The 17,938-nt window shown below is 72.2% G+C and carries 14 protein-coding genes and 1 tRNA gene; 7 read left to right on the top strand and 8 right to left on the bottom strand.

The window, feature by feature from the left end; all coding sequences use genetic code 11:
• The first annotated feature begins 13 nt into the window (after window positions 1-13).
• Both ACQP26_RS25205 and ACQP26_RS25200 read left to right on the top strand, forming a co-directional pair.
• Window positions 14-400 carry a hypothetical protein gene (locus ACQP26_RS25205; protein WP_433494172.1) on the top strand — a complete coding sequence of 129 codons (387 nt, stop codon included), beginning with the start codon at window positions 14-16 and terminating at the stop codon, window positions 398-400.
• Window positions 384-1,535: a cupin domain-containing protein gene (locus ACQP26_RS25200; RefSeq protein ID WP_433494171.1), complete on the top strand. Its 1,152-nt coding sequence runs from the start codon at window positions 384-386 to the stop codon at window positions 1,533-1,535. Before ACQP26_RS25205 ends, ACQP26_RS25200 begins: the two co-directional genes overlap by 17 nt.
• 39 nt (window positions 1,536-1,574) lie before the next feature.
• On the opposite strand, the gene ACQP26_RS25195 is transcribed toward ACQP26_RS25200, so the two are convergent.
• The 8 genes from ACQP26_RS25195 to ACQP26_RS25160 form a co-directional block, all read right to left on the bottom strand.
• Window positions 1,575-3,572 carry a LuxR C-terminal-related transcriptional regulator gene (locus tag ACQP26_RS25195; protein WP_433494170.1) on the bottom strand — a complete coding sequence of 666 codons (1,998 nt, stop codon included), beginning with the start codon at window positions 3,570-3,572 and terminating at the stop codon, window positions 1,575-1,577.
• A 109-nt stretch (window positions 3,573-3,681) separates the two neighbouring features.
• Complete coding sequence (locus ACQP26_RS25190; protein ID WP_433494169.1) at window positions 3,682-4,659, bottom strand: ABC transporter permease subunit; 978 nt, start codon at window positions 4,657-4,659, stop codon at window positions 3,682-3,684.
• A complete protein-coding gene (locus ACQP26_RS25185; RefSeq protein WP_433494168.1) occupies window positions 4,656-5,555 on the bottom strand; it encodes an ABC transporter ATP-binding protein in 900 nt (299 codons plus the stop codon). The genes ACQP26_RS25190 and ACQP26_RS25185 overlap by 4 nt, the downstream gene beginning before the upstream one ends.
• The gene (locus ACQP26_RS25180) at window positions 5,552-5,947 is read right to left on the bottom strand and encodes a GntR family transcriptional regulator (RefSeq protein WP_433496196.1); all 396 of its coding nucleotides are present in this window, start codon (window positions 5,945-5,947) and stop codon (window positions 5,552-5,554) included. Before ACQP26_RS25180 ends, ACQP26_RS25185 begins: the two co-directional genes overlap by 4 nt.
• A 146-nt stretch (window positions 5,948-6,093) precedes the next feature.
• Window positions 6,094-6,165: transfer RNA gene (locus tag ACQP26_RS25175), tRNA-Arg, on the bottom strand.
• A gap of 76 nt (window positions 6,166-6,241) precedes the next feature.
• Window positions 6,242-6,937 (bottom strand): winged helix-turn-helix domain-containing protein, encoded by a 696-nt coding sequence (locus tag ACQP26_RS25170; RefSeq protein WP_433494167.1) that lies wholly within the window; start codon window positions 6,935-6,937, stop codon window positions 6,242-6,244.
• Between the two features lie 395 nt (window positions 6,938-7,332).
• On the bottom strand, window positions 7,333-8,007 hold the full coding sequence (locus ACQP26_RS25165; protein WP_269704330.1) for a DUF305 domain-containing protein: 675 nt from the start codon (window positions 8,005-8,007) through the stop codon (window positions 7,333-7,335).
• 10 nt (window positions 8,008-8,017) lie between these two features.
• Entirely contained in the window at window positions 8,018-8,854 is an 837-nt protein-coding gene (locus ACQP26_RS25160) for a DUF3105 domain-containing protein (protein WP_269704332.1), read from the bottom strand.
• A gap of 98 nt (window positions 8,855-8,952) precedes the next feature.
• Here ACQP26_RS25160 and argS point away from each other — a divergent pair, with 98 nt between their 5' ends.
• From argS to ACQP26_RS25135, 5 genes are all read left to right on the top strand, one after another.
• Window positions 8,953-10,620 (top strand): arginine--tRNA ligase, encoded by a 1,668-nt coding sequence (gene argS, locus ACQP26_RS25155; RefSeq protein ID WP_269704334.1) that lies wholly within the window; start codon window positions 8,953-8,955, stop codon window positions 10,618-10,620.
• A gap of 60 nt (window positions 10,621-10,680) precedes the next feature.
• The gene (gene lysA / locus ACQP26_RS25150; RefSeq protein ID WP_281579873.1) at window positions 10,681-12,066 is read left to right on the top strand and encodes a diaminopimelate decarboxylase; all 1,386 of its coding nucleotides are present in this window, start codon (window positions 10,681-10,683) and stop codon (window positions 12,064-12,066) included.
• On the top strand, window positions 12,063-13,367 hold the full coding sequence (locus tag ACQP26_RS25145) for a homoserine dehydrogenase (RefSeq protein WP_128136665.1): 1,305 nt from the start codon (window positions 12,063-12,065) through the stop codon (window positions 13,365-13,367). The genes lysA and ACQP26_RS25145 overlap by 4 nt, the downstream gene beginning before the upstream one ends.
• Before the next feature lie 112 nt (window positions 13,368-13,479).
• Window positions 13,480-14,529 carry a threonine synthase gene (thrC, locus tag ACQP26_RS25140; RefSeq protein ID WP_269704338.1) on the top strand — a complete coding sequence of 350 codons (1,050 nt, stop codon included), beginning with the start codon at window positions 13,480-13,482 and terminating at the stop codon, window positions 14,527-14,529.
• A gap of 115 nt (window positions 14,530-14,644) precedes the next feature.
• On the top strand, window positions 14,645-17,887 hold the full coding sequence (locus tag ACQP26_RS25135) for an efflux RND transporter permease subunit (protein WP_433494166.1): 3,243 nt from the start codon (window positions 14,645-14,647) through the stop codon (window positions 17,885-17,887).
• Window positions 17,888-17,938: the final 51 nt, after the last annotated feature.

Below are 17,938 nucleotides of genomic sequence, written 5' to 3'. Positions count from 1 at the left end.
GTGGGGGCACGCGATGCGGGAAAGTGCCGGGGAAAAGTGTTTCCTGTCGTTTCCGGTGAATGGCGCGATCGCGTTATTCACCATCGGCATCCGGTTCGGCAGCATCGCAATTGCGTCTCGACGGCGAGACTCGAAGCCGAAGGAGGCCGAGCGCATGTTCGTGCTCCCCGTCGCCAGAATCCGCGTCACGTTCTATTCGATCGCGGCCCTGGCCGTCGCCGGAGTCGCCACTGATGCTCCGTTCTGGAGCATCGCGGCGTCGCTGTTCCTCTGTGTCGCGATTCCGCTCGCGGTGGCCGTTCAGAGCCCGGAGCACCTGCGGGCGTTGTTCGTCCCGTCCCGGGCCACCGAGCCGGCGGCCCTCACCCGGAAGGACATCCGTCATGCCCAGATCCACTGACCCCGTCGGAAAGGGATCGGCGAAGGACCACTCGATGGTCGGCACCGTTCCGCGCAACCCGGCGATCGACGACACCCACCCGGACCTGGTGAACCCGCCGTCGACCGACCACGGCCTCATGCCGAACCTGGTGTTCCCGTTCTCGCTGGCGCACACCCGCCGGGAGAGCGGCGGGTGGACCCGGGAGGTCACGAACCGCCTGCTGCCGATCGCCCACGACCTGGCGATCGTGAACATGAAGCTCGACCCCGGCGCCTACCGGGAACTGCACTGGCACATCCAGTCCGAATGGGCCTTCATCCTGTCGGGCAGTTGCCGGATCGCCGCCGTGGACCAGGAGGGCCGCAACTTCCTGGAGGACGTCAAGGCGGGTGACCTCTGGTATTTCCCGGCCGGCATCCCGCACCACATCCAGGCCCACGACGAGGGCGTGGAGTTCCTGCTCGTCTTCGACGACGGCTGCTACTCCGAGGACGGAACGTTCCAGGTCACGGACTTCTTCGCGCACGTGCCGAGGGAGGTCATCGCCAAGAACTTCGGCTGGACGATGCAGCAGATGGCCAACTTCCCGCCCGAGTCGGAACGCTACATCTTCCCGGGCCAGAGCCCGCCACCGCTGGCCGAGGACCGGGTGTTCAGCCCCACCGGCGACGTGCCCCGGACGTTCAAGCACAGCCTCCTCGCGCAGACGCCGGAGAAGTTCGAGGGCGGCAGCGTACGGATCGCCGACTCGAGCAACTTCGCCGCGGCGATCACCACCACCGCCGCGCTGGTGGAGATCGAGCCCGGCGCGATGCGGGAGCTGCACTGGCACCCGAACGGCGCGGAGATGCAGTACGTGATCTCGGGCAAGGGACGCATGGGCGTCTTCGCCAACCACGCCACGGCCCGCACCTTCAACATGGAGACCGGCGACGTCGGATACGTGCCGATCTCGATGGGCCACTACATCGAGAACATCGGCGACAAGCCCTTCGTCTACCTGGAGCTGTTCCGGACCGCGAAGTTCGAGGACGTGTCACTCGCGCAGTGGCTGGCGAACATCCCGCCGGAGGTGGTCGCGGACACGATCAACGTGCCGCGCGAGCTGATCGAGGCGCTTCCGAAGACGAAGAGCCCGTTGCAACGGCACTGAGAACGACGCTGAGCGCGGACGCCACAGGGTCGTCCGCGCTCAGCCGTCCTCCCGGGACTCCCAGACCAGCGCCAGCTCCACCCGGTTGCGGACACCGAGCTTCGCGTAGATCGAGCGCAGGTGGGTGTCGACGGTGTGGAACGAGACGAACAGGTCCCGGGCCGCCTCCTGCTTCGTCATGCCGACCGCGAGCAGTTCGGCCACCCGTACCTCGGCGGGCGTCAGCGCGGCCACGGCCGGACGGCGGGCCTCGTCGCCCGCCGGGCCGTCGTGCTCCCGCGTCCCGCCGGCACCCATCCGGGTGTACATCGCGTCGGCCTCGGCCAGCAGGTCGAACGTCTCGGCCTGCGGCAGCCCGGGCGACCGGGCCAGGTCGTGCAGCGCGTCGGCCAGGGCCGGCCGGGCGGAGGTGGTGCGCAGCAGCCGTACCGCCGCGCGCAGCGCCGCCGGATCGCCGGTCAGCAGCCCGTCGACCTGGTGCGCCACCCCGCGCCAGAGCGCGTTGTTCGTCGTCCCGGCGGCCCGCTTCAGGTGGTCGGCGAGGGTCTCGGCCCGCTGCCGGTCACCGAGCGCCAGGGCCGCGCGCACCAGTCGCGGGCCGTGGTGCGGCACCAGCAGCAGGGGAGCCACCGAGCGGTCCGGCACGGCGAAGGCGGCGCCCAGCAGCGCGGCGTGCCGGCCCGGTTCCGGGTCGCCGGCGGCGGCGCAGCCGAGCCGAAACCACTGCATCTCGTCCGGCCAGCCCACGGCGGGGCGTTCCCCGGCGAGCAGCTCCCGGGCCGCGGCCACCTCACCCCGGCGCAGCAGCACCTCCACGACCGTGGCGAGCAGGTCCACCCGGGCCTGCGCCGGCAGGGTGCCACCGCGTTCGGTAAGCGCGAGACGGGCCCGGACCTCGGCCTCGGCCAGCTCACCTGTGGTCAGCCGCAGGACGCAGTCCAGCGCGGTCACCAGCGGCTGTGCCACCGCACCGAGCGTGTCGATCTCCGTGGCCACGCTGTCGAGCGCGGTCGCCGCGTCGACGTACCGGCCGAGCGCGATCTGGTTCGCCACCCGGTCGACGCGCAGGAAGATCGCCTGGGCGCGGGCGGCGGGCTCGCCCGCGTCCACCTCCCGCAGGATCCGCGCGGCGCGGGGCAGGTCGCCGGTGGCGGTGGCCCGGGACGCGTGCGCCAGGGCCAGCCGGATGCCGCCGCCGGGGGAGGGGCTGCGCTCGTGGGCCCGCTCCGCCGCCGCCACCAGCTCGGCGGCGTCGGGGTGCCCGAACCGGGCCGCCTGCGACGCCAGCATGGTGAGCGTCCAGCTCCGCCCGGCGGCGTCCAGCTCCTGGTTGAGCGCCTGCCCGAGGTACGTCAGGGACAGCGAAGGACGCTGCGTCGCGTAGTAGGCACCGAGCCGCCCGAGCAGCATCGCCCGCTGGCGTGGCCCGTACCTGTCGACCGCGACCTCCCGGTGCAGCATGCGCAGCGTCTCGTCCACCCGGCCGGCCAGGTAGAGGTTGTCGGCGACGTCGACCAGCCAGGCCAGGCGCTCGTCGGCCGGGCCGGGCGGGGGTGTGGCGAGCAGCAGATCCGCGGCGAGGCTCGGACCGACCGCCGCGTCGGCCGCCAGCCGGGCGGCCAGCGCCCGGGCGGACCGGCTCACCGCCGGGAGCACCAGGAGGAGCTGCCGGGCGGCCTGGGCGGGACGCCCGGCGTCGGCGAGCACCTCGGCTGCCGCTTCGCGCAGGCCCTGACGCACCGAGGGCGGCGTGTCCCGCAGGGCCTCGTCGCGCAGCGCGATCGAGGCCAGCCGCAGGCCGGCGGCGGTGTCGACGAGGAACCCGCGGGAGATCAGCTCCTCGACCGTCGCGCCGGCCGGCTCGTCCGGCGTGGTGCCGGTGCGGGTGGCCACCGCCTCGAGGAACCACAGACCGCAGGGAGCGTCCGCGACGGCGACGCCGCGCAGGACCCACCGCTGCGCGGTGGTCAGCGAGGAGGGTACGCCCGTGTGCATCTTGGGGCGGTTGGTCAACGGCGTCTCGGGCAACTGGCTCACCTTCGCAGGTGCTGAGGTTCGACCCGTTCATCGCGAGGTTAGCCAGGTCACGACCTGCCCATCCCCGAATCGGGGGACAAAGGTGAAAGCGGTTCGCCTCGCCCGGTACCTAGATCATCCGGCGTCGGACCCGCCACACCACCACACCGATCAGGATCGCCGCGACGGCGAGGAACAGGGCCGCCTCGACGATCTGGAACGTCCAGAACCGGTCGGCCGGGTGGTAGACGCCGAACTGCTGGATGCCCCGCGCGTGCAGGAACTGGTTGAGGTTGGTGCCGGCCCGGTCGGCGGCGTTCGCCAGCTCGGAGAACTCGGTGCCGCTCAGCCTGCGGCCGGCGGCGTCGGCGTAGCCGCGTTCGATGACCCAGTCGGCGACGCCGGGCGCGGGCCGGTGCCCCGCCCGGTCCGTCGAGCCGCCGACGGGCACCGGCCCCATGGTGGTGAGCGGCGTGGCGTACGCGGGCCGGGCCAGCAGCGCCACAGTCATCCGGGCGGCGAGGAACGCCCCGAACGCGACGCCGAACGCGGGCAGGCTGCGCCGCAGGATCGCCCCCGCGGCGGTGGCGACGCCGAACGCGAACAACGCGTACGCCACCGGAACGAGCCCTTCCAGGTCGAAGGCGTCGTACTGGAACCGCCCTTCCCACGCGTCGAACGGCTGACGGAACCAGGTGAGCACCGCGGTGAACATCCCGGTGAGCGCGACGGTGACGCCTGCGAGTGCCGCGAGCTTGGCCGCCAGCCAGCGCATCCGCGGTACGGCCTGCGTCCACGCGAGCTGCCAGGTGCCGTCCTCCAGTTCGCGCGCCAGCAGCGGCGCGCCGAGGAACGCGCCGATGACGACGGGAACCAGGTAGAAGGCCGCCAGGAGGTTCTCGACGTACCCGTACTCCTCGTCGAGCCGGCGGAAGGAGGCGGCGCAGGCCTCGTCGACACCGGCTCCTCCGGCACACCGGGCGGGACCGCCGGGGAACAGGTCGTGGGCCTGCGTCCCGAGTACGAGCAGGGCGGCGCCGAACAGTCCGACGAGCAGAGCCAGGACGCAGACCTCGGCCCGGTGCTGGCGCCAGATCACCCACGTCATGCCGCCACCTCCGACGTGACCGCGGCGCCGGGTTCGGACGGCCGCCGCAGGTACGCCAGCACCAGGTCCTCCAGCGCCACCGGCTGGGCCTGCCACCCGGGCGCGGCCGGGAGCCCGCCGTCGCGTACCAGCAGGGTCGTGTGCCGGTCGCTGTGGACGGCCTCCACGACCGCGCCGGCCCGGTCGAGGTCGTTCGTCGTTCGCGGGCCGACGAGCAGCCGGTGCTCGGCGAGGAGGGTGTCGATGTCACCGGTGAGCGTGACCCGGCCCTGGTTGAGCACGACGAGGTGGTCGCAGACGCGCTCCAGCTCGTGCACGACGTGGGAGGAGAACAGGACTGTCACCCCGCCCTCGGCCACCGCCCCCATGAGGACCTGCAGGAACTCGTGCCGGGCCAACGGGTCGAGGCTGGCCACCGGCTCGTCGAGGACGAGCAGGTCCGGCCGCTTCGCCAGGGCCAGGGCCAACGCGACCTGGGCCTGCTGGCCGCCGGAGAGCGTGCCGGCCCTGCGGTCGAGCGGGATGCCCAGCTTGGCCAACCGGCGTTCGGCCAGCCGCTGGTCGAACCGCAGGTTGCAGGCCCGGCCGAAGCGGAGCATCTCGGCGACGGTGAAGCGCTTGTACAGCGGGTGGTCCTGGGCCAGGAACCCGACCCGGGACAGCGTCTGCGGGGTGCTCGCGGTGACGTCCTGGCCGAGGACCTCCACCGTGCCGGTGCTGGGTGCCAGCAACCCGACGGCCAGGCGCAGCAGCGTGGTCTTGCCCGCGCCGTTCGGTCCGACCAGGGCGATCACCCCGCCCGTCGGCAGGGCCAGGGTGCAGTCGCGCAGCGCCCAGCCCTTCCGGTACCGCTTGCCCACACCGTCGGTGCGCAGCGCGAACCCGGTAGCTGTCACGCCACGTCCTCGTTTCTCGTCTGCCGGCGGACGGAGGTGAAGAGCGCGTCGACCGCCTGCTCGTCGAGGCCGGCCGCGTAGGCGCGGCGCAACCAGGTCTCCAGGCCGCGGCGCAGCGACGTGTACGTCGACGCCGACATCACGGCCGACTGCTGCGCGGTGACGAACGTGCCCTGGCCGGGCCGGCCGGTGACCAGGTTCTCCTGCTCCATCTGCCGGTACGCCTTGGCGACGGTGTTCGGGTTGATCGCCAGGTCCTCGACCACCTCGCGGATGAGCGGGAGGCGGTCACCGGGCTGGAGGAAGCCCAGCAGCACCGCTTGGCGGACCTGCTGGACGAGCTGCAGGTACGGCGGCACGCCGGAGTGGGTGTCGAGCCGGAAGACGAACACGGTGCTCCTCACTGCTTTACTAGTAACGTAGTAAAGCAGTGGGTCGGTGGTCAAGGACGCCGGCTCGCCCGGAAACGGAACGAGCCCGGCAGCCAAGGCGGCTGTCGGGCTCGTGAAGGTCTCTTGTTCTGGCTTCTTAGCAAGTGTGCCCCCGGCAGGATTCGAACCTGCGCTCCCGCCTCCGGAGGGCGGTGCTCTATCCCCTGAGCTACGGGGGCTCAGCGACCCGAGAAGAGTAGCAAACCCCCTCCCGGATCACCGAATCGGTACCCCCGCGAGTCGATCTTCGTCGGATCAGGCCGCGACGACGGCGCGACCGCAGCTCGGCAGCGGGTGCAGCACGACCCGGCGGGGCAGCCGGCGGGGCCATTCGTTGCGCGGCCACGAGCCGTCCACGATCAGGTGCACGGTGCGTTCCTCGGCGCCGCTGAGCCGCAACACGAAGTCCCGGGGCAGCGGCGGGTCCACCGACGGCGTGGTCACCATGAATCGCACCCGTCCCCGGGAGGAGACCGCCGAGACCACGTCCGCGGCGGGCATCGTGCCGCGCAGGCGTACCCGGCCGATCCAGTAGACCTCCGCGGCGTGCTCCTGGGCCGCCCGCGTGATCGCCGGATACTCGCTGCGTACCCAGCGCTCGACCGCGCCGACGCACAGGCCGCAGGCCCGCTCGCGCGGCTCGCGCGGCCCCAGACCCCAGGCCCGGAGGTACGCCCCGACGGTGCCGGCCTCCATCGCCAGGCCGAACCGGCGCTCGATGAGGGTGGTCAGGCTCTGCCGTGTCCAGAGCTCCTCGTCGAGGCCGAACTCGTCGGGGTGGACCCCGCGGAGCACGTCGATGAGTTCGAGTTCCTGTTCGCGGCTGAGCGTTCCCGGCTCGCCCTGCCGCAGTCCGCGACGGACGGCTGCCACCGCTCCGTCACCGCCGATGGTGTGGCGTCGGCACCAGCTGGTCACCGACCGCCCTGCGTCTCTGAGTGCAACCCCCACGTCTTGGGCAACGAGCCCGAATCGCAACTGGTCACGATATGTGGGTAGAAAACTCTCCAACCCCCACAATGACCCGTTAACCCCAAACCGTTACAAACGCCCATATCAAACATTACGGACAGCCCGAAGCTTCCCCGCCCGAGATCTTGGTACGAAACCGCCCTCCCGAGGGCCCTTCCGTACCAAGATCCCCGATCGTACGATCTCGCACCCGCGATCTTGCACTTTCAGCCCTCCCGAAACGGGGCGAATCCGGCATCCGGGGGGCCGCAAGTGCAAGATCGCCGGGCCGGGGCGGGCCGGGGCGGGTCGGGGCGGGGCGGGGGGAGAGACGGTGAGGCCCGGTGCCCCTGGGAGGGGGACCGGGCCTCGGGGGTGAGCGGGGGCGGGGGGTGTTACGGGGTGCCGCCCAGGCGCTTCAGCGCCGCGCTCAGGTTGGTCAGGTCGTTCTGCTGGGTGTTCTTCATGATCTGGGCGACCGCCAGCACGTCGTCGTCGCGCCCCTCGTCGAGGATGCCGTCGATCATGTGCACCCCGCCGATGTGGTGGCGGATCATCATCTGAAGGAACAGCACGTCGAACTCGCGACCGCTCGCCGCGCGCAGCTTCGCCATCTCCTCCGGCGTCGCCATGCCCGGCATCAGGCCGTCCTTGATCAGCCCGCCGCCGTCCTTCATCCACGCCATCGGCGCCTGCTCGCCGGTCGGGTCCAGCTTCCAGGACCGCAGCCAGGTCTGCATGGTGCCGATCTCGCCCTGCTGGCCGGTGGCGATGTCCACGCCGACCTGGCGTACCTCGGGGTCCTGCCCCTGGTTGAACGCCAGCAGGCCCATCGCCACGGCCTGGTTGTGGTGGGCGGTCATGTCCCGGGCGAACCCGGCCTCCGCCGAGTTCTCACCCGGACGGGTGAGCGTCGGGGTGAGCAGGCCGCCCGCGTACCCGAGGACCAGCCCGACCACGAGCGCGGCGGCCACCGCCAGCAGGCCGTAGCGGCGCACCGCGCCCCGGCCGCCCTGGTCGGCGGCCGGAGCCTCGTCCAGTTCGCTGTCGGTGGTCACCGGAGCGGTCATCGCGGCGTCCTCACTGAGTGGGCTGCTGGGGCATGTTGTTCTGCAGGTTGTCGCGCGGGGCGGTGCCGGTGGCGGTGACGCCCTGGTCGCAGAGCGCGTTCGGGCCCTCGATCGAGGCGTTCACCCGCAGGGTCTTGATGAAGTCGTCGATCCGGCCGTCGTCCGCGTTGTCGACCTTGAGCTGGTAGCCCCAGGCCTGGAGCGAGATCGGCTTGTCCAGCCCCTCGAACGGGCTGAGCATGAGCTTCTCCTTGCCCTGCACCTTGCTCTTGAGCTTCTCCACCTGGTCGGCGGGCAGGTCCGGGCGGTAGGTGATCCAGACCGTGCCGTGCTCCAGGCTGTGCACCGCGTGCTCGTTGGCGATCGGGGCGTCGTAGACGTCACCCATGCAGTTCTGCCAGGCCTGGTTGTGCGGGCCACCGACCGGCGGGAGGACGTCGTACTTGATCGCGCCGGGCTGGTGGTTGCCGCCCTTGACCAGGTCCTTGTCCTTCGCGCGGTAGTCGACGATGCCGTCGATCGCCTCGGCCCGCTTCTGCCACGGCTGGCCGCCCTGGTAGACCGCCCAGGCGCCGACGCCGATGATGCCCACGGCCAGGACGCCGACCGCGACGAAGAGGGCGATCGGGCCCCACGAACGGCCCTGGCTCACCTTCACCGGGGCGACCGGCTTGCGGCCCTTGCCCCCGGCGCCCTGCCGTGGCGTGCCCTTGCCGCCCCCGGCCTTGCCGGAGCCGGCCTTCGCGGCGGGCTTGTCGGCAGCCGCGGGCCGGCCGGCGGCCGGCTTCTTGCCGGTGCTGACCACGGTGGGACGGCGTTCCGGGCCGCCCGGGGTGCTGATGCTCATCGTGCCTCGTCAGGTCGGTCGGTCAGGGGAGCGCGGGGCCGGTTCACATGCTGGGTCGCCTCCGCGGTGCCCGAGTCTACCCCCGATAACATGGATCAGTGACTCCCGCAGAACTCGCCGAGGTCGTCCTCGCCGCAGCCCACGCCGTCTTCGACGAGCGGGGACTGGACCGCGCCGCGCTGCCCGCGCAGACCACCGTCGAGCGACCCCGTAATCCCGATCACGGTGACTACGCCTCGACGCTGGCGCTCCAGCTCAGCAAGAAGGTCGGCGTACCCCCTCGGGAGCTCGCGACAGCGCTGGCCGACGAACTGGCCAAGGCGCCCGGGATCAAGTCGGTGGAGATCGCCGGTCCCGGCTTCCTGAACGTCCGCCTGGACGCGGCCGCCGCCGGTCAGCTCGCCAAGGTCATCGTCGAGGCCGGTCCGGCGTACGGGCGCAGCGACACCCTCGCCGGCCAGCGGATCAACCTGGAGTTCGTCTCGGCGAACCCGACCGGCCCGGTGCACATCGGCGGGGTCCGCTGGGCGGCCGTCGGCGACGCGCTGAGCCGTCTGCTCCGCGCCACCGGCGCCGAGGTGGGCACGGAGTACTACTTCAACGACGCCGGCTCCCAGATCGACCGGTTCGCCCGCTCGCTGCTGGCCGCCGCGAAGGGCGAGCCCGCGCCGGAGGACGGCTACGGCGGCGCGTACATCGCGGAGATCGCCGCCGAGGTGGTCCGCCTGCGGCCGGATGTGCTGGACCTCACCGAGGACGCCGCCGAGGAGGTGTTCCGGACCGAGGGCGTCCAGCTGATGTTCGCCGAGATCAAGTCATCGCTGCGCGACTTCGGTGTGGAGTTCGACACCTACTTCAACGAGAAGGACCTGCACGACCAGGGCGCGCTGGAGGCGGCGCTGGACCGGCTGCGGGAGCAGGGTCACGTCTTCGAGTCCGAGGGCGCGACCTGGCTGCGCACCACCGAGTTCGGCGACGACAAGGACCGGGTGCTGCGCAAGTCCAACGGCGAGTGGACGTACTTCGCCGCCGACTGCGCCTACTACCTGAACAAGCGGGAACGCGGCTTCGACCGGGTCGTGATCATGCTCGGCGCGGACCACCACGGCTACATCGGCCGGATGAAGGCGATGTCCGCGTGCTTCGGTGACGACCCGGCGCGCAACCTGGAGATCCTCATCGGCCAGCTGGTCAACCTGGTCCGCGACGGCGCCCCGGTGCGGATGAGCAAGCGGGCCGGCACCGTGGTCACGCTGGAGGACCTGGTCGACGCGATCGGCGTGGACGCCGCCCGGTACGCGCTGGCCCGCTACTCGGCCGACTCGCCCATCGACATCGACGTGGAGCTGTGGACCCGGGCCAAGAACGACAACCCGGTCTACTACGTGCAGTACGTCGCGGCCCGTACCGCCGGGGTGGCCCGCAACGCGGCCGAGATCGGGCTGACCCGTGGCGACGCTGCCGCGTTCCAGCCGGAGCTGCTCGGCCATGAGAAGGAGAACGAGCTGCTCAAGGCGCTCGCGGAGTTCCCCGCGGTGGTGGCCACGGCCGCCGAGCTGCGCGAGCCGCACCGGGTGGCGCGCTACCTGGAGGAGAGCGTCGCGCAGGCGTACCACCGGTTCTACGACAACTGCCGGATCGCCCCGCAGGGCGACGAGAAGATCACCGACACCCACCGGGCCCGGCTCTGGCTCAACGACGCCACCCGAGTGGTCATCGCCAACGGCCTGCACCTGCTCGGGGTGTCCGCGCCGGAGCGGATGTAGCGTGCGAGCGCGAGGAGTGAGCTTGCGAGCCCCGCAGTCGCGAAGCGGAGACGAGTAGAGATGCGCGCTCACGAGGCAGGCGCACTGCACGGCGAGATCGGCACCCGGGGGCCCGCGTGGCTCCGTACCCCGGTCGACGTCAACGCCCTGGTGCCGCAACTGTGGCCGCGCAACGTGGCGCGCGGCCCCGGCGGCGCGCTCACCGTCGCGGGCCTGGACGTCCGCGACCTGGCCGCCGAGTACGGCACCCCGGCGTACGTGCTGGACGAGGACGACCTGCGCGAGCGCTGCCGGGAGTTCCGGGCGGCCTTCCCGGACGCGGACGTCTACTACGCCGGCAAGGCGTTCCTGTGCCGCGCCGTGGTCCGGATGATCGCCGAGGAGGGCATGTTCCTCGACGTCTGCACCGGCGGTGAGCTGGCCACCGCGCTGTCGGCGGGGATGCCGCCGGAGCGGATCGGCTTCCACGGCAACAACAAGTCGGTGGCGGAGCTGACCCGGGCGGTCGACGCCGGCGTGGGCCGGATCATCGTCGACTCGTTCACCGAGATCGACCGGCTCTCGGAGCTGGCCCGCGAGCGCGGGGTACGCCCGAAGGTGCTGGTCCGGGTCACCGTCGGCGTGGAGGCGCACACCCACGAGTTCATCGCCACCGCCCACGAGGACCAGAAGTTCGGCTTCTCGCTCGCGGGCGGCGCCGCCGCGGCGGCCGCGTTCAAGATCCTCGACGAGGACGTGCTGGAGCTGCGCGGCCTGCACTCGCACATCGGCTCGCAGATCTTCGACGCCAGCGGCTTCGAGGTGTCCGCCCGCCGGGTGCTCGCCCTGCAGTCGCAGATCCGTGACGCCCGGGGCGTGGAGCTGCCCGAGCTGGACCTGGGCGGCGGTTTCGGCATCGCGTACACCACGCAGGACGACCCGGCGTCGCCGCACGACCTGGCGAAGCGCCTGCGCAAGATCGTCGACGGGGAGTGCGCGGCGGAGAACCTCGCCGTGCCGCACCTGTCCGTCGAGCCGGGCCGCGCGATCGTCGGCCCGGCCGTGTTCACGCTCTACGGCGTCGGGACCGTGAAAGACGTGGACGGCTTGCGGACGTACGTGAGCGTGGACGGGGGGATGAGCGACAACATCCGTACCGCGCTCTACGACGCGTCTTACTCGGCCACGCTGGCGAACCGCACGTCAACCGCACAGCCGATGCTCGCCCGCGTGGTGGGAAAGCATTGTGAGTCGGGGGACATCGTGGTGAAGGATGAATTCCTGCCCGCTGACGTGCAGCCCGGAGATCTTGTCGCGGTGCCCGGCACGGGGGCCTACTGCCGGAGCATGGCGAGCAACTACAACCATGTCCCGCGGCCCCCGGTCGTCGCCGTCCGCGAAGGTCGGGCGCGGCTGATCGTCCGCCGGGAGACCGAAGACGACCTGCTGGCATTGGATGTGGGATGACCTCACCGGTTCGCTTGGCGCTGCTCGGCTGCGGCACTGTCGGCAGCGACGTGGTCCGGCTGCTGCACGAGCAGTCGGCCGACCTCGCCGCCCGGATCGGCGCCCCGCTGGAGATCGCCGGGATCGCCGTACGCCGGATCGGCCGTGACCGCGGCGACCTGCCCGTCGACCCGGCGCTGTTCACCACCGACGCGCTCGGGCTGATCAAGCGCGACGACGTGGACGTGGTGGTCGAGGTGGTCGGCGGCATCGAGCCGGCCCGGGGCTGGCTGGTCGAGGCGCTGCGCGCGGGCAAGAGCGTGGTGACCGCCAACAAGGCGCTGCTCGCCGAGGACGGCGCCACACTGCACGACGCCGCCGCCGAGGGTGGCGCCGACCTCTACTACGAGGCGAGCGTCGCCGGGGCCATCCCGCTGCTGCGCCCGCTGCGCGAGTCGCTGCACGGCGACCGGATCACCCGGGTCACCGGCATCGTGAACGGCACCACGAACTTCATCCTCTCCGCGATGGACGCCACCGGCGCCGGGTTCGCCGAGGCGCTGGAGGAGGCCACCGAGCTGGGGTACGCCGAGGCCGACCCGACGGCCGACGTGGAGGGCTTCGACGCGGCGGCCAAGGCCGCCATCCTCGCCTCGCTGGCGTTCCACACCCGGGTGACCGCCGCCGACGTGCACCGGGAGGGCATCACCGAGGTGACCGCCGCCGACGTGGCCAGCGCCAAGGCCATGGGCTGCACGATCAAACTGCTCTGCATCGCGGCCCGGGGCGCCGACCCGGACGGCCGGGAGACGGTGAACGTCCGGGTGCACCCGGCGATGATCCCGCTGACGCACCCGCTCGCGAGCGTCGGCGACGCGTTCAACGCGGTGTTCGTCGAGGCCGACGCGGCCGGGCAGCTCATGTTCTACGGCCGGGGCGCCGGTGGCGCGCCGACCGCGAGCGCGGTGCTCGGCGACGTGGTGGCGGTGGCCCGCAACCGCCTCGCCGGGGTGCGCGCGGCGAGCGAGTCGGCGTACGCGGACCTGTCGGTGCGGCCGATGGGCGAGGCACTCACCCGCTACCACATCAGCCTCGACGTGGCCGACCGGCCGGGTGTGCTGGCCGGGGTGGCGGGCGTCTTCGCCCGGCACGAGGTGTCCATCGCCACCGTCCGTCAGGGCCCGGCCGGCGGTGACGCGGAACTCGTCATCGTCACCCACGTCGCGCCCGACGCCGCGCTCGCGGCCACCGTGCGTGAGCTGCGCGGACTCGACATCGTCCGGTCGGTGACGAGTGTGCTGCGGGTGGAGGGCGGCGCGTAACCCACGCGTCCCGCCTGATGGTTAGGACAGGGTGTGCCGGTGGCCGGCCGGGCCGGCTGGTCCACGCTGTTGGCAGGCCCCGGAGCGGGGCGACAGAGGCGAGGAGCACGACATGTGGCGGGGACTGATCGAGGCGTACCGGGACCGGCTGCCGGTCACCGAGGCGACTCCCGTCGTCACCCTGCACGAGGGCAACACGCCGCTGCTGCCGGCGCCGGTGCTCTCCGCCCGGGTCGGCGCGGACGTGTGGCTCAAGGTCGAGGGCGCCAACCCGACCGGCTCGTTCAAGGACCGGGGCATGACGGTCGCCGTCTCCAAGGCCGTCGAGGCCGGTGACAAGGCGATCATCTGCGCCTCCACGGGCAACACCAGCGCCTCCGCCGCCGCGTACGCGGCCCGCGCCGGGATCACCTGCGCGGTGCTGGTGCCGCAGGGCAAGATCGCGCTGGGCAAGCTGGCCCAGGCGCTCGTGCACGGCGCGAAGCTGCTCCAGGTGCAGGGCAACTTCGACGACTGCCTCGGGCTCGCCGGCAAGCTCGCCCAGGACTACCCGGTCGCGCTGGTCAACTCCGTCAACATCGACCGGCTGCACGGCCAGAAGACCGCCGCCTTCGAGATCGTCGAGGCGCTCGGCGACGCGCCCGACATCCACTGCCTGCCGGTCGGCAACGCCGGCAACATCACCGCGTACTGGATGGGCTACTCCGAGGACCTGCGCGACGGCAACGCCACGAAGGCCCCCCGGATGTACGGCTTCCAGGCGGCCGGCGCGGCCCCGATCGTCACCGGTCAGGTGGTGCCGGAGCCGTCGACGATCGCCACCGCCATCCGGATCGGCAACCCGGCGAGCTGGACGAAGGCCCTTGACGCGCGGGACGCCTCCGGCGGCCTGATCTCGGCGGTCACCGACCGGGAGATCCTGTCGGCGTACCGGCTGCTGGCCCGCGAGGTGGGCGTCTTCGTCGAGCTGGGCAGCGCGGCGAGCGTCGCCGGTCTGCTCCAGCAGGCCGCCGCCGGCAAGGTGCCGGCCGGTTCGCGGGTGGTCTGCACGGTCACCGGGCACGGCCTGAAGGACCCGGAGTGGGCCATCTCGACCGCGCCGGCGCCGGTGACCATCGCCAACGACGCGCTGGCCGCCGCTCGCTCCCTCGACCTCGTCTGAGGGTTCCCGCTTCGTCGGCAGTGTCATCGGCTGGGGCGGATGCCGGGAGTGTCGGGGCGTGGGGCAGACTCAGACACCCCCCGCCGGACACCTCTCCCAGGAGTGAGTAACGCCGATGTCGCTGCTCGCCAGATTCAGCCTCGCCAACCGTGGGCTGATCGCCCTCGTCGCGTTGGTGACGACGGCCTTCGGCCTGTTCGCCGTGCCGTCGCTGAAGCAGCAGCTCCTGCCGTCGCTGGAGTTCCCCGCCGCGTTCATCGTGGCGACGTACCCGGGCGCCGCGCCGGAGATCGTGGAATCCCAGGTCACCGAACCGATCGAGAACAGCCTCAAGGGCATCCCGGGCCTCGACGAGGTCACCTCGACCTCGCGCGAGGGCGCCGCCACGATCCAGGTGCAGTACGAGTTCGGTACCGACCTGGACGACGTCGTCAACAAGATGGAGACCGCGCTCAACCGGATCGACTCCCAGCTCCCCGAGGGCGTCGACCCGCAGGTGATCGCCGGTAGCACCGACGACCTGCCCGCCGTGGTGGTCGCCGCGACCGGTGACGGCGACGAGCGGGCGCTGGCGGAGAAGCTGCGCAGCGCCGTCGTACCGGAGCTGGAGGCGCTGGACGGCGTCCGCTCGGTGGACGTCACCGGCGCCCGGAACCAGATCGTGACCATTACGCCGGACCCGGTGAAGCTGGCCGCCGCCAAGGTGGCGCCCACCGCCATCGCGTCGGCGCTCAAGAGCAACGGCGTGGCGGTGCCGGCCGGTGCGCTCGCCGAGGGCGACCGGTCGCTGCCGGTGCAGGTGGGCACGCCGATCCGGACGCTCGACGACCTGCGCGGCATCGTGCTCACCACGGCTCCCGCCGCCCCGGTACGCCTGGGCGACGTGGCAGCGGTGGAGCAGCAGCTCGCCCCGGCGACCTCGCTGACCCGTACCAACGGCAAGCCCAGCCTGGGCATCGCGGTGACGGCCGCCCCGGACGGCAACGCGGTGGAGATCTCGCACGAGATCCGGGACCGGCTGGACGAGCTGGGCGACGCCGCGGGCGCCGAGCTGACCGTGGTGTTCGACCAGGCCCCGTTCGTCGAGAAGTCCATCGAGAGCCTGACCACCGAGGGCCTGCTGGGCCTGGTCATGGCGGTCGTGGTGATCCTGGTGTTCCTGCTGTCGGTGCGCTCCACGGTGGTCACCGCGGTGTCCATCCCGCTGTCCGTGCTGGTCGCGCTGATCGTGCTCTGGTCCGGCGACTACTCGCTGAACCTGCTCACCCTCGGCGCGCTGACCATCGCGGTCGGGCGGGTGGTGGACGACTCCATCGTGGTGCTGGAGAACATCAAACGCCATCTGGAGTACGGCGAACCGAAGCGCGACGCGATCCTCACCGCGGTCCGCGAGGTGGCCGGCGCGGTGACCGCGTCCACGCTCACCACAGTCGCCGTGTTCGCCCCGATCGCCCTGGTGGGCGGCTTCGTCGGGCAGCTGTTCGCCCCGTTCGCGATCACCGTGACGGTGGCGCTGCTCGCCTCGCTGCTGGTGTCGCTCACAGTCATCCCGGTGCTGGCGTACTGGTTCCTGCGGCCGCGCGGCGCCGCCGGCGACGCCGCCGCCCGGCGCGCCGCCGAGGAGAAGGAACTGCGCAACCCGCTGCAGCGGGCGTACCTGCCGGTGATCGACTTCGCCACCCGCTCGCGGAAGACCCGCTGGGCCACCGTGGGTCTCGGCCTGCTCGTGCTGCTCGGCACGTTCGGCCTGGCGCAGAAGCTGGAGACGAACTTCCTGGACGACTCCGGCCAGGACACGCTCGCCATCCGGCAGGAGATGCCGGCGGGCACCTCGCTCGCCGGCACCGACCGGGCCGCCGCCCGGGTCGAGGAGGTGCTGCGGCGTACCCCGGGGGTGGAGACCTACCAGGTCAGCGCCGGTGGTGGCGACAACCCGTTCGCCGGCGGCGGAAGCGACCGGGCCACCTGGTCGCTGTCGCTCTCCGACGACACCGACGCCGCGACGGTACGGCAGGGCCTGCGCAAGGAGTTCGACGCGCTCGGCCCGGAGGTGGGCGAGCTGACGTTCGGCGGCGGGCAGAACACCTCGGCCAACGAGGTCGAGGTGGTCGTGCAGGCCACCGACCAGGAGACGCTGGTCCGGGCGGCCGAGGCGGTACGCGGCGCGATGGCGGGCACGCCGGGCGTGGAGGACGTCACCAGCAGCCTGGCCACGCAGGTGCCGCGCGTCGAGGTGACTGTGGACCGGCTGGCCGCGGCCCGCGCGGGTCTCACCGAGGCGGCCGTCGGGCAGCTCGTCGCGCAGACGTACCGGGGAGCGCCGCTCGGGCAGGTGACGCTCGACGGCACGGCGCAGAACGTGGTGCTGAGCAGCGGCGCCCAGCCGCCGCTGACCGTGGCGGAGCTGCGGGCGCTGCGCGTGGGCGCGGTGCCGCTGGACGCGATCGCCGAGGTCGAGCAGGTGGACGGCCCGCAGCAGGTGACCCGGATCGACGGGGAGCGCAGCGTCTCGGTGACCGGCACGGCGACCGGCTCGAACCTCGGCGCCACCACGCAGGAGCTGCAGGAGCGGCTGGACGCGCTGGACGTGCCGGGTGCCACGTACGTGATCGGCGGCGTGAGCGCCGACCAGGCGGACGCGTTCGCGGACCTCGGTCTCGCGGTGCTGGCCGCCATCGCGATCGTCTTCCTGATCATGGTGGCCACGTTCCGCAGTCTGACCCAGGCGCTGATCCTGCTGATCTCGGTGCCGTTCGCCGCGACCGGCGCGATCGGGTTGCTGCTGGTCACCGGCACGCCGCTGGGCGTGCCGGCGCTGATCGGTGTGCTCATGCTCGTCGGCATCGTGGTGACGAACGCGATCGTGCTGATGGACCTGATCAACCAGTACCGGGCCCAGGGCATGGACGTGACCGAGGCGGTGGTCGAGGGCGGCCGGCGCCGGCTGCGGCCGATCCTGATGACCGCCGTGGCGACCATCTTCGCGTTGCTGCCGATGGCGCTCGGCCTGACCGGCGAGGGCGGCTTCATCTCCAAGCCGCTGGCGATCGTGGTGATCGGCGGCCTGCTCAGCTCGACGCTGCTGACGCTGGTGCTGGTGCCGACGCTCTACACCATGGTCGAGCACACCAAGGGCTCGTTCCGGAACCGGCGCCGCGGCGCTGCGGAGCCGGTCGAGCCGCAGCCGGAGCCGGACCCGGTGCCGGTGCCGGTCGGCGGCGGGGACCGCGCCGAGGAGCGGGCCGAGGTCGCGCCGCCGCCGGCCCGCCCGTCGGGCGCGCTCGTCGACGGCACCGACCAGTTCGAGGTGCTGCGCCTGCCCAAGAGCCGCCAGTCGCCGATTCCGCCCGCCGAGTGACGGAGCCGGGAGGGGCCCGCCCGGGCCCCTCCCGGCACCTCGGCACGCGGG

Source organism: Micromonospora sp. CA-248089, from assembly GCF_050948515.1.
Classification (GTDB): Bacteria; Actinomycetota; Actinomycetes; order Mycobacteriales; family Micromonosporaceae; genus Micromonospora.
The sequence above is the reverse complement of the archived record's forward strand: the minus strand, read 5'-3'. Positions and strand labels throughout refer to the sequence as shown.